This is a genomic window from Xanthomonas campestris pv. phormiicola (assembly GCA_025666215.1).
Lineage (GTDB): Bacteria > Pseudomonadota > Gammaproteobacteria > Xanthomonadales > Xanthomonadaceae > Xanthomonas_A > Xanthomonas_A campestris_A.
In genome coordinates this window covers 3,199,749-3,211,553 of sequence record CP102593.1, presented here as the reverse complement: position 1 = coordinate 3,211,553, position 11,805 = coordinate 3,199,749, and the positions used below count along the sequence as shown (strand labels likewise).

General features: G+C 70.7%; 8 protein-coding genes. 2 read left to right on the top strand and 6 right to left on the bottom strand.

Features of this window, described 5'->3' with window-relative positions; genetic code table 11:
- Positions 1–43: 43 nt before the first annotated feature.
- Positions 44–3,187, top strand: coding sequence for a discoidin domain-containing protein (locus tag NRY95_13315; protein UYC14717.1), 3,144 nt, complete (start codon positions 44–46; stop codon positions 3,185–3,187).
- Between the two features lie 177 nt (positions 3,188–3,364).
- Here NRY95_13315 and NRY95_13310 read toward each other — a convergent pair whose 3' ends face one another.
- The 5 genes from NRY95_13310 to zwf all read right to left on the bottom strand — a co-directional run bounded on the left by NRY95_13310 (position 3,365) and on the right by zwf (position 9,356).
- Positions 3,365–4,018, bottom strand: coding sequence for a bifunctional 4-hydroxy-2-oxoglutarate aldolase/2-dehydro-3-deoxy-phosphogluconate aldolase (locus tag NRY95_13310; GenBank protein UYC14716.1), 654 nt, complete (start codon positions 4,016–4,018; stop codon positions 3,365–3,367).
- Positions 4,019–4,118: 100 nt separating this feature from the next.
- A complete protein-coding gene (gene edd / locus NRY95_13305; GenBank protein UYC14715.1) occupies positions 4,119–6,035 on the bottom strand; it encodes a phosphogluconate dehydratase in 1,917 nt (638 codons plus the stop codon).
- 137 nt (positions 6,036–6,172) lie between these two features.
- Positions 6,173–6,892, bottom strand: a complete 720-nt coding sequence (locus NRY95_13300; protein UYC14714.1) for a 6-phosphogluconolactonase — start codon at positions 6,890–6,892, stop codon at positions 6,173–6,175.
- Positions 6,889–7,896, bottom strand: coding sequence for a glucokinase (glk, locus tag NRY95_13295; GenBank protein UYC14713.1), 1,008 nt, complete (start codon positions 7,894–7,896; stop codon positions 6,889–6,891). Before glk ends, NRY95_13300 begins: the two co-directional genes overlap by 4 nt.
- Positions 7,893–9,356 carry a glucose-6-phosphate dehydrogenase gene (zwf, locus tag NRY95_13290; GenBank protein ID UYC14712.1) on the bottom strand — a complete coding sequence of 488 codons (1,464 nt, stop codon included), beginning with the start codon at positions 9,354–9,356 and terminating at the stop codon, positions 7,893–7,895. The genes glk and zwf overlap by 4 nt, the downstream gene beginning before the upstream one ends.
- Positions 9,357–9,768: 412 nt before the next feature.
- Between zwf and ugpC the strand changes: the two genes are divergently transcribed.
- Complete coding sequence (gene ugpC, locus NRY95_13285) at positions 9,769–10,887, top strand: sn-glycerol-3-phosphate ABC transporter ATP-binding protein UgpC (GenBank protein ID UYC14711.1); 1,119 nt, start codon at positions 9,769–9,771, stop codon at positions 10,885–10,887.
- 39 nt (positions 10,888–10,926) lie between these two features.
- On the opposite strand, the gene NRY95_13280 is transcribed toward ugpC, so the two are convergent.
- Positions 10,927–11,799 carry a folate-binding protein gene (locus NRY95_13280; GenBank protein ID UYC14710.1) on the bottom strand — a complete coding sequence of 291 codons (873 nt, stop codon included), beginning with the start codon at positions 11,797–11,799 and terminating at the stop codon, positions 10,927–10,929.
- Positions 11,800–11,805 lie beyond the last annotated feature (6 nt).

Sequence of the window (11,805 nt, the reverse complement as noted above, 5' to 3'; positions counted from 1 at the left end):
AGCCAACGACACAACGGGAACGAGGTTCATGACGGGAGCGGCGATGACGAGCAGACGGTGGACGATGGCCATCCTGGGCCTGGCGGCGGCGCAGGCCTTCGCCGCGGCGCCGACCGCGCCGGTAGCGCTGGACAGCTTCAACAATCTCGACAACTGGCAGATCGTCGTCTCCAACCAGGTCACCGCCTCGACCCGGCTGGTGCAGGCCGCCAGCGGCGGCCGCGCCAAGGCGATCTGCCTGGACTACGACTTCAACGGCGTCTCCGGCTACGCCGGCATCCGCCGCGCGATCCCGATCGAGTATCCGGACAACTACCAGCTCGCGTTCCAGCTGCGCGGCGATTCGCCGAGCAACGACCTGCAGTTCAAGCTGGTCGACGCCAGCGGCGACAACGTGTGGTGGGTCAACCGGCCGCGCTACGACTTCCCCAAGCAGTGGAGCACGCTCAGCTTCAAGAAGCGGCAGATCGACAAGGCCTGGGGGCCGAGTCCGGAGAAAGAACTCAAGCGCAGCGCGCAGGTCGAGTTCACCATCTACAACCAGGTCGGCGGCAAGGGCACGGTGTGCTTCGACCAGCTGAGCCTGACCCCGTTGCCGCCGCAGGACACCTCGCCGCTGACGGTGAAGGTCAGCGCCGACACCGCGCCGGCGCTGGAACAGCGCATCGCCGACGGCAAGGCGGACACGGTGTGGTACAGCGGCAACGCCAAGACCCAGACCATCATGCTGGACCTGGGCAAGGTGCGCGAGTTCGGCGGCGCCAAGGTGCAATGGGCGCCGGGCGTGTATGCCTCGCGCTACAAGCTGCAGGGCTCGGCCGACGGCCGCAGCTGGCGCGAGCTGCGCACCGTCACCGCCGGCAACGGCGGCACCGACTGGTTGCCGATGCCCGAGACCGAGGCGCGCTATGTGCGCATCGACCTGGAGGACGGCCCCAGCTTCCGCTACGGCATCGCCGACATCGCGCTGCAGCCGCTGGCCTTCGCCGCGACCCCGAACGACTTCGTCAAGTCGGTGGCGGCCGATGCCACCCGCGGCTGGTTCCCGCGCGGCTTCAGCGGCGAGCAGCCGTACTGGACCATCGTCGGCCTGGACGGCGGCCGCGAACAGGGCCTGGTCGGCGAGGACGGCGCGATCGAAGTGGGCAAGGGCGGCTTCAGCATCGAGCCGTTCCTGCTGCTGGACGGTAAGCGCCTGAGCTGGGCCGACGTGAAGACCGCGCAGAGCCTGCAGGACGACTACCTGCCGATCCCCAGCGTGGACTGGAGCCACGACAACGCCGGCCTGCGCATCACCGCCTTCGTGCAGGGCACGCCGGAGCAGGCGCAGCTGGTGGCGCGCTACCGGCTCAGCAACCCGAGCAAGAAGCCGCACGACTACACCCTGGCGCTGGCGGTGCGGCCGTTCCAGGTGAACCCGCCCAGCCAGTTCCTCAACACCGTCGGCGGGGTCAGCCCGATCCATCTGCTGGCGTTCGACGGCGCCCAGGTGCAGGTCAACGGCGAGCCGCGCGTGTTCGCGGTGCAGAAGCCCGACGCGGCCTACGCCACGGCGTTCGACGCCGGCATCGACATCGAGCGCCTGGCCGCCGACAGCGCCGCGCTGCCGCAGCAGGCGTCCGACGCCGACGGCCTGGCCTCGGGCGCGCTGCTGTACCGCGGGCGCCTGGCCCCGGGCGAAGTGCGCGAAGTGGCCTTGCTGATCCCGCAGACCGGCGCGCAGGCGCTGCCGTCCGGGTTCGATGCGGCGCGTGCGCAACAGCTGGTGGCCGAGCAGTGGCGCGAGAAACTGGACCGGGTGCAGCTGAGCGTCCCGGCCGAGGGCAAGGCGCTGGCCGACACCTTGCGCACCGCGCTGGCGCACATGCTGATCTCGCGGATCGGGCCACGCCTGCAGCCGGGCACGCGCTCGTATTCGCGCAGCTGGATCCGCGACGGCGCGATGATTTCCGAAGGCCTGCTGCGCCTGGGCCGCGCCGACGTGGCGCGCGAGTACCTGGAGTGGTACGCGCCGTACCAGTTCGCCAACGGCATGGTGCCGTGCTGCGTGGACGACCGCGGCAGCGATCCGGTGCCGGAGAACGACAGCCATGGCGAACTGATCTTCGGCGTCGCCGACTACTACCGCTACAGCGGCGACCGCGCGTTCCTGGAAAAGATGTGGCCGCACGTGCTGGCCGCGTACGAGTACATGGAACAGCTGCGGCTCAGCGAGCGCACCGAGGAGAACCGGGCGCGCAATCCGGCGTTCTACGGGATGATGCCGGTGTCGATCAGCCACGAAGGCTATTCGGCCAAGCCGATGCATTCGTACTGGGACAACTTCTGGGCGCTGCGCGGCTACAAGGACGCGGTGGAGATCGCCGCCGAACTGGGCCGGGTCGACGATGCGGCGCGCTTTGCCGCCGCGCGCGACGAATTCCGCCAGGACCTGTACGCCTCGTTGCAGACCGCCACGCAGCAGCACCATATCGATTTCCTGCCCGGGTCGGCCGAGCTGGGCGATTTCGATCCCACCTCCACGACCATCGCGCTGGCGCCGGGCGGGGAGCAGGGCCGGCTGCCGCCGCAACTGCTGGGCAACACCTTCGAGCGCTATTGGGGCGAGTTCGCCAGCCGCCGCGACGGCAAGCGCGAGTGGAAGGACTACACGCCGTACGAATGGCGCAACGTCGCCGCGTTCGTGCGCCTGGGCTGGCGCGAGCGCGCCTGGGACGCGACCCAGTTCTTCTTCAAGGATCGTACGCCGCAGCCCTGGAACCAGTGGGCCGAAGTGGTCTCGCATACGCCGCGCAAGCCGTTCTTCGTCGGCGACCTGCCGCATGCCTGGGTGGCGTCGGACTTCGTGCGCTCGGTACTGGACATGTTCGCCTACGTGCGCGACATCGACGACAGCCTGGTGCTGGCGGCCGGCGTGCCGGCGGCATGGTTCGACGGCAAGGGCATCGCGATCCAGGACCTGCGCACTCCGCAGGGCGAACTGAGCTACCAGCTGCGCCGGCAGAAGAACCGGCTGATCCTGGGCATCGGCGGCGGCCTGCGCGTGCCCAGCGGCGGCCTGGTGCTGCCGTGGCCGTATACCGGCGAACCCGGCCGCACCCTGGTCAACGGCGAAGCGGCGCAGTGGGAAAACGGCGAGCTGCGGATCCGTTCTTTGCCGGCAGATGTGCAGATCGAGGTGCGGTGAGGCCGGGACGTCGGGACGTCGGGACTCGGGACTCGGGACTCGGGACTCGGTAAAGCCAGGACCGGGGACCCGGAACAGCAAACGCGACAGCAACAGCCAAACAAAAAGCGCCGGCATGCCGGCGCTTTTTTGTGGTTCGCTTTTCGAGTCCCGAGTCCCGAGTCCCGAGTCCCGACTTTACCGAGTCCCGCGGACGATCTCGGCCGCCTTCGCCGCGCTCTCGCGCACCTTGTCCCACTGACCGTTGGCCAGCCAGTCCTTCGGCACCATCCACGAGCCGCCGATGCAGACCACGTTCGGCTGCGCCAGGTACTCGGCCGCGGTGCTCTCGCCGATGCCGCCGGTGGGGCACAGCTTCAGGTCCGCCAGGGGGCCGGCCAGGCCCTTGAGCATGGCCAGGCCGCCGACCGCCGAGGCCGGGAACAGCTTGCACACGCGGAAGCCGCGCGCCATCAGCGCCAGCAGTTCGGTCGGGGTGGCGGCACCCGGCACCACCGGCAGCGGCGCCCGCGCCAGCGCGTCGGCCAGCGCCGGCGGCGTGCCCGGGGTGACGATGAAATCGGCGCCGGCGTCGATCGCCTGCTGCAGCTGGGTTTCGGTCAGCACCGTGCCGGCGCCGATCCTGATGTCCGGCAGTTCGCGCTTGAGCATCGCCAGCGCGTCCATCGCCACCGGCGTGCGCAGGGTCAGCTCGATCGCGGGCAGCCCGCCTTCGAGCAGCGCGGCGGCAACGCGGCGCGCCTCGTCCAGGCTGTGCACGGTCACCACCGGCAGGATGCCGGCGGCGCGCAGGAGGTGTTCGGCTTCGTTCTGGTGGTCGGCAATCGTCATGGCAATCTCGTAGTCGCGAGGATGGCGGAAGTGCGTCGGCCGCAGGCGGCCGACGCGGGGGGAGGGGCATGGCGCCGATGGCGCCGGTCGGGCCGCAGGCTTACGCGTCCTTTGCCTCGTGCGGTGCGTCGGCGGCCTCGCTGCCGCGGCCCAGGTCGTACTCGGCGTCGTAGTTCCAGTCGTCGCCGTCGGCCGCGGGCGGGCCGCAGGAGATCGAGATCGCGCCCTGGTCGGCCGGGCCGACCACGCGGCGATTGATCGCGAACAGGTTGCGGCCCAGGTCGTGCGCGGCCGGCGCGGTGTTCGGCGCCAGCGCACGCGCCGCCCATTCGGCGGCATCCACCAGCACTTCCAGGGTGCCGGCCTCGCCGTCCAGGCGCACGATGTCGCCTTCGCGCACGCGCGCGATCGGGCCGCCGCGCGCCGCTTCCGGGGTCATGTGGATCGCGGCCGGGAACTTGCCCGAGGCGCCGGACAGGCGGCCGTCGGTGACCAGCGCCACGCGCCGGCCCTGGTTCTGCAGCAGGCCCAGCAGCGGCGCCAGCGAATGCAGTTCCGGCATGCCGTTCGCGCGCGGGCCCTGGTAGCGCAGCACCACCACGAAGTCGTGCGGCAGCACCCCGGCGGCATGCAGCTTGTTCAGTGCCTGCGGCGCGTCGATGACCACGGCCGGCGCCTCGATGGTGCGGAATTCCGGCTTCACCGCCGACAGCTTGATCAGCGAACGGCCGAGATTGCCGCGCAGCAGGCGCAATCCGCCCTGCGCCTCGAACGGATTGGAGGCCGGGCGCACCACGCTTTCGTCGGCGCTCTTGGCCGGGCTCGGCACGTAGGCCAGCGCGCCGTTCTGCACGCACGGCTCGTCGCCGTAGGCGCGCATGCCGCCGGGCACGATGGTGGCCAGGTCGTCGTGCATCAGCCCCGCGTCCATCAGCTCGCGGAACACGAAGCCCACGCCGCCGGCCGCGGCGAAATGGTTCACGTCGGCCTCGCCGTTGGGATACACGCGCGTCAGCAGCGGCACGATCTGCGACAGTTCGTCCAGGTCGTCCCAGGTCAGCACGATGCCGGCCGCGCGCGCCACCGCCAGCCAGTGGATGGTGTGGTTGGTGGAGCCGCCGGTGGACATCAGCGCGACCGCGGCGTTGACGATCGCGCGTTCGTCGATCATGCGGCCGAGCGGGCGGAAATCGCTGCCCAGCGCGGTGATGCGCAGCGCGCGTTCGGTGGCCTGCTGGGTCAGCGCGTCGCGCAGCGGCGTGCCCGGATTGACGAACGAGGCGCCGGGCAACTGCACGCCCATCGCTTCCAGCAGCACCTGGTTGGAATTGGCGGTGCCGTAGAAGGTGCAGGTGCCGGGCGCGTGGTAGGACGCCGATTCGGCGGCCAGCAGTTCCTCGCGGGTGGCCTGGCCGGCGGCGTAGCGCTCGCGCACCTCGGCCTTCTGCTTGTTGGGAATGCCCGGGGTCATCGGCCCGGCCGGCACGAACACCGCCGGCAGGTGGCCGAAGGCCAGCGCGCCGATCAGCAGGCCGGGCACGATCTTGTCGCACACGCCCAGGTAGAGGGTGGTGTCGAACATGTCGTGGCTGAGGCCGATCGCGGTGGCCTGGGCGATCACGTCGCGCGAGAACAGCGACAGCTCCATGCCGGGACGGCCCTGGGTCACGCCGTCGCACATCGCCGGCACGCCGCCGGCGACCTGCGCGGTGGCGCCCAGTGCACGCGCGGTGCTGCGGATGATTTCCGGGTAGTGCTCGAACGGCTGGTGCGCCGACAGCATGTCGTTGTAGGCGGTGACGATGCCCAGGTTCGGGGTGATCCCGCCTTCCAGGCGGCTCTTGTCGGTCGGGCCGCAGGCGGCGAAGCCGTGCGCCAGGTTGCCGCAGCTCAGGCGGCTGCGGAACGGGCCGTCGCGCAAGGCGGCATCGATGCCGGCCAGGTAGGCGCGCCGCGACGGCGCACTGCGCGCGCGGATGCGTTCGGTGATCGCGTGGATTTTCGGATGCAGGCTCATTGGCTGACGTGGCTATGAAGTGTGGGGATGTGGTCGGGACTCGGGACTCGGGACTCGGGACTGGGGACTCGAAAGAGCGGGAATGCAGCAGCGATGGGCTGTTACGAGTCCCCGGTCCCGAGTCCCGAGTCCCGGCCTCACTCACACCAATGCACGCGCAAGCGCGCACCAGGCGTGTCGAAGGCGACGCGGATCGGGAATTCGTGCGGATCGCTGCCGGCCAGCGCGCGCTCGAGCACGTCGAGCTTCTGCTTGCCGCGCAGCAGCAGCATGCGCTGGCCGATCGGCGCCAGGCCGGCCGGGGTCAGGGTGATGCGCAGCGGCCAGGTGTTGGCGCCGGGGCAGCCCGTGGCGTCCAGCGCGGCGTAGGGCAGGGGATTGGCCAGCGCCTTGTTCAGGTCGGTGGCGCCGGGGAACAGCGACGCGGTGTGGCCGTCGCCGCCCATGCCGAGCACCGCCATGCACGCGGCCGGCGCATGCTGCGCATGCAGGTTGGCGGCGTGCACGCACTCCTGCAGCGGCTTGCCGACCCGCACCAGCGGCTCCAAGCGCGCGCCTTCGGCACGCTCCAGGAAGCTCTGCCGCACCAGATACGCGTTGCTGTCGCTGTCCTGCGGCGACAGCCAGCGCTCGTCGACCAGGCCCACTTCCAGCTTGCTCCAGTCCAGCGGCAATTCGGCCAGCGCCTGGTACACCGGCGCCGGGGTGGTGCCGCCGGACAGCAGCAGCCGCGCGCTGCCGCGCAGTTCGATGTCCCCGCGCAGCGCGTCGCCGATCTCGGCTGCCGCCGCGTCGATCCATTCGTCGGGATCGTCGTAACGGATCAGGGTGATGCGATCGGACAACGTGGGGCTCATGCAACGACTCCTGGGGATTGCCGCTCGGCATCGACCGCGTAGGCGGCGGCGCCGAGCAGACCGGGACGGGGGTGGGTCACTGCCAGCGACGGCACCCGCGCCATGATCGACGAAAAGCGGCCCTTGTGCTCGAAGCGCTGGCGGAAGCCGGAGTGCTGCAGCGCGTCGAGCATCTTCGGCACCAGGCCGCCGGTCAGGAACACGCCGTCCCAGGCGCCCTGCACCAGCACCAGGTCGCCGGCGATGGCGCCGAACACCGCGCAGAACACGTCGATGGTGCGCATCGCGCGGTAGTCGCCCTGCTCGGCGCGGGCGGTGATGTCTTCCGGCTGCAGCGGGCCGGGGTTGTCGCCGGCGATCTCGCTGAGCGCGCGATGGATGTTGACCAGGCCGGGGCCGCAGATCAGGCGTTCGTTGGACACGCGGCCGAACTGCTGCGACAGCAGCTCCAGGATGCGGATCTCCTCGGGCGTGCCCGGCGGGAAGCTGACGTGGCCGCCCTCGGTCTCCAGCGGGATGCAACGGCCGCCGCGGGTCAGCAGGCCGCCGACGCCCAGGCCGGTGCCGGGGCCGATCACCGCGTAGTTGCGCGGCGTGGCGACCGGCGCCGGCTGCCACGCCGCGCCGCCGACCTGGACCACGTCCTGCGGCTGCAGCAGGCTGATCGCCATCGCCTGCGCGGCGAAATCGTTGATCAGGTGCAGGTCGTCGAAGCCGAGCATGGCGCGGGTGCGCGAGCGCGAGATCACCCACGGGTGGTTGGTGATCCGCGCCTCGTCGCCGTCCACCCGCCCGGCCACGGCGAACACGCCGCTGCGCGCGTCCACGCCGGTCTGCTGCAGGTAGTGGCGCGCCGCGTCGCCCAGCGACGGGAACTCCACCACCGCATAGGTCTGGGTGCTGTCGTCGAGCAACGGCGTGGACGCGTCGAGGTCGGCGAGTGCGAAGCGCGCGTTGGTGCCGCCGATGTCGGCGACCAGCACCGGCCGCAGCGGCGCGCTCATGACGCGTCCCGCTGCACGGCGCTGGCGTCGTCGGCGGAGACGTAGCGTTCGGCCTCCTGCGGCCCCCAGCTGCCGGCCGGGTAGGGCAGCAGCGGCAGGTGCGCCTGCGCCCAGGCGTCGCTGACGCTGTCGATCCAGGCCCAGGCCGCGCGCACTTCGTCGTCGCGCACGAACAGCGCGTGGTTGCCGTTGAGCGCGTCCAGCATCAGCCGCTCGTAGGCGATGCGGCGATGCAGGCCGGTCGGCACCGACAGTTCCAGTTCCAGCGGCTGCAGTTCCAGCGCACCCCATTCCGGACCGGCCAGGCTGCTCATCAGGCCCAGTTCGATGTTCTCCTGCGGCTGCAGCTGGAAGGTCAGCCGGTTCGGCGCCACGTGCTTCGCGTCGGGGCGCTCGAACAGCCAGTGGGTGACCGGCTTGAGCGTGACCACGATGCGCGTGGTGCGTTCGGCCAGGCGCTTGCCGGTGCACAGCCGGAACGGCACCCCGGCCCAGCGCCAGTTGTCGATGTAGGCGGTGACGCCGACGAAGGTCTCCACGTCGCTGCCTTCCGGCGGCTGGTAGGCCTGCGCCTGCTGGCCGTTGATGGTGCCGGCGGTGTAGCGCCCGCGCACGCTGTCGCGCGCGGCGTGCGCGGCCTGCAGCGGACGCAGCGCGCGCAGCACCTTGACCTTCTCGTCGCGGATGCGGTCCGCCTCCAGCGAGGCCGGCGGCTCCATCGCCACCAGGCACAGCAGCTGCAGGATGTGGCTCTGGACCATGTCGCGCAGCGCGCCGGAACGCGCGTAGTAGGCGTCGCGGCCGTCCACGCCCTCGCTCTCGGCGACCAGGATCTCCACCGACTCGATGTAGTTGCGGTTCCACACCGCCTCCAGCAGCGTGTTGCCGAAGCGCAGCGCGATCAGGTTCTGCACCGCGGCCTTGCCCAGGTAGTGGTCCAGGCGGAACACGCGGTCTTCGTCGATCAGCGCGCCGATCGCCTGCAGGATCTCGCGCGCGCTGGCCGAGTCGTGGCCGATCGGCTTCTCCAGCATCAGCCGGTTCGGCGCGGCCAGCGCGCCGCCCAGGGCCAGGCCCTGGCAGGTGCTGATGTACAGACCCGGCGGGATCGCCAGGTAGCTGACGCACTTGCGCGAGGCCAGCTCGCGCACCGCCTCGGCCACCGACTCGGCATTGCGCAGGTCCACCGAGCGGTAGTCGATGCGATCCAGCAGCGACTGGATGACCGCCTCGCTGACCTGCGGCATCGCCGCCTGCAGCCGCGGCTTGAGGATCTCGTGGAACTTGGCGGTGTCGTGCGGCGACAGCGCCAGCGCACGGATGCGGAAATCTTCCGGCAGGAAGCCGTCGTCGAGCATGCGCAGCAGCGACGGGAACAGGTAGCGCTGGGCCAGATCGCCGGTGGCGCCAAACAACAGGAAGGTATCGTGCATCGACCGGTTTTCGGTTTCGGGTGACATTTCGTCGATCACCTGGGGGCTAGTAGTGACGTGGCGTTGGTAAGCAAGCGGCGGAAGCGGCCTGTATCCGTCCTGCAGCTCGCGCGGGGGCATAGCGATGACGACCGCCAGGCGGGACCGCACGATCCGGGAGATGAATACGACTGCCAGACCTCTGAGCATACCTGTCTAATGCCTCAAGCATCAGAGCGGGCGCTCGGCGCACGCCCGGACGGCGGCGGCTGGCGGTTCGCATCGCAGGCCCTCCCAGGCGTCGATGTTGCCCCGTGAAAACGGTTACATGGCAGAATACCGCATTGCGCTCCCATTGTTGCCTGTGTCGCTGGCACGATGCGAACCGCATTCGTATGCACTGCCTTCGGGAGGGACCGGCGGCAGCCCGTCTCTCCTGCCGGAAACCGGATACCGCACCATGGCGAAAGTACAACTGGACAACATCCGCAAGGTCTACGACAACGGCCAGGTCGCCGTGCACGGGGCCAGCTTCGAAGTGGCCGACGGCGAACTGATGGTGCTGGTCGGGCCCTCGGGCTGCGGCAAATCCACCCTGCTGCGCATGATCGCGGGGCTGGAGGAGATCAGCGGCGGCGAGCTGCGCATCGGCGAACGCGTGGTCAACGACGTGGCGCCGAAGGACCGCGACATCGCCATGGTGTTCCAGAGCTACGCGCTGTACCCGCACATGACCGTGGCCGAGAACCTGGCGTTCGGGCTGAAGCTGCGCGGCGAGAGCAAGGACGTGATCGCGCGCCGCGTCGCCGCCGCCGCCGACACCCTGGGCCTGACCCCGATGCTGGACAAGCTGCCGCGGGCGATGTCCGGCGGCCAGCGCCAGCGCGTGGCGCTGGGCCGCGCGCTGGTGCGCGAGCCGGCGGTGTTCCTGCTCGACGAGCCGCTGTCGAACCTGGACGCCAAGCTGCGCCACTCGGTGCGTACCGAGATCGCGCAGCTGCACCGCAAGCTCGGCACCACGATGATCTACGTGACCCACGACCAGGTCGAGGCGATGACCCTGGGCCAGCGCATCGTGGTGCTCAAGGACGGGCGGATCCAGCAGATCGACACGCCGATGGCGCTGTACGACCGCCCGGCCAACCTGTTCGTGGCCGGCTTCCTCGGCAGCCCGGCGATGAACGTGCTGCAGGGCCAGCTGCTCGAAGAGGGGGGCCTGCAGCAGCTGCAGCTGGCCGACGCCAGCCGCGTGCCGCTGCACGGCGCGCATGTCGCGCGGCAATGGCTGGGCCGGCCGATCGCGATCGGCGTGCGCCCCGAGCACCTGCAGCCCAGCGAGGACGGGCAGGGCGGGTTCGAGGCCACGGTCGAGGTCATCGAGCCGGTCGGCAACGAGATCTTCGTCAACCTCAGCTACGGCAGCCAGCCGCTGGTGATGCGGGTGGCGCCGCGCACGCTGCCGGGCCTGGGCGAACGCCTGCGCGTGGCGGTGCGCGGCGAGGCGCTCCACTTCTTCGATCCTGAAAGCGGCGAGCGTTTGGAGGCGCGGGACTCGGGACTCGGGACTCGGGACTCGTAACCGAACCAAGCCCAAAGCAAGAGCCTTGGGCTGCGGGACTCAGCGCGCCAGGCCGTCGCGCAGCGGCTGCCAGTGCGCCGGATGCGCGCCGATGGACAAGCCGGTCGGCGCCACCTCCTCAAGCGGCAGCACCGCCAGCGCCAGCGCGCCGGCGACGCTGACCACGCTGCCCAGCGCCTGTCCGTCGCGCAGCACCTGCGCGCCGAGCTCGGCCACGCCGTCCACCTCCAGCAATTGCAGGGCGCGCTTGGCCTTGCCCAGGAAATGGGTGCGGGCGACGATCTCCTGGCCCGGATAGCAGCCCTTCTTCACGCTGAACGCGTGCAGCCGGTCCAGCGCCAGTTGCTGCGGGGTCCATTGCTCGCGCTGGCTGGGATCGAGCCGGGCCAGGCCCAGGCGCAGGTCGGCGTGCCGCCAGGCGGCGGCAAAGGCATGATCGGCGGCGACGGGCGCGGCCTGCGCAGCGGGGACCAGCAGCAGCGTGCGCGGCAGGCCGTCGCCGCCCATGTCCAGTTCGATCGCCCCGCCGTCGCGTTCGGCCAGCGCCGCGCCTTGCGCATGCGCGGGCGCGGCCAGGCGCGCGTAGGCGTGCAGGCCGTCGTGCGCGGCGATGCGCACCTTGCGCCGGAACACGAAGCGGTTCAGCGCCGTGGCCAGGTCCGCCGCGCCGCCGTCCGGCAGCAGCACCAGCAAGGCGTCGTCGGCGCGGCGCAGCAGCGCGAACAGCGCGATCACCCGGCCCTTGGCGCTCAGCCAGGCGTTCCAGTGCCAGTGGCCGTTGCGCAGCGCCTGCACGTCGTTGGCGAACTGCGCCTGGGCGAAAGCGACTGCATCCGCGCCGCTCAACGCCACGTATTGCAGGTCTGGGAGCGCGGAAAAACCGGCGGAAGTGAGATTCAGGTTGTCAGGCACGAGGGG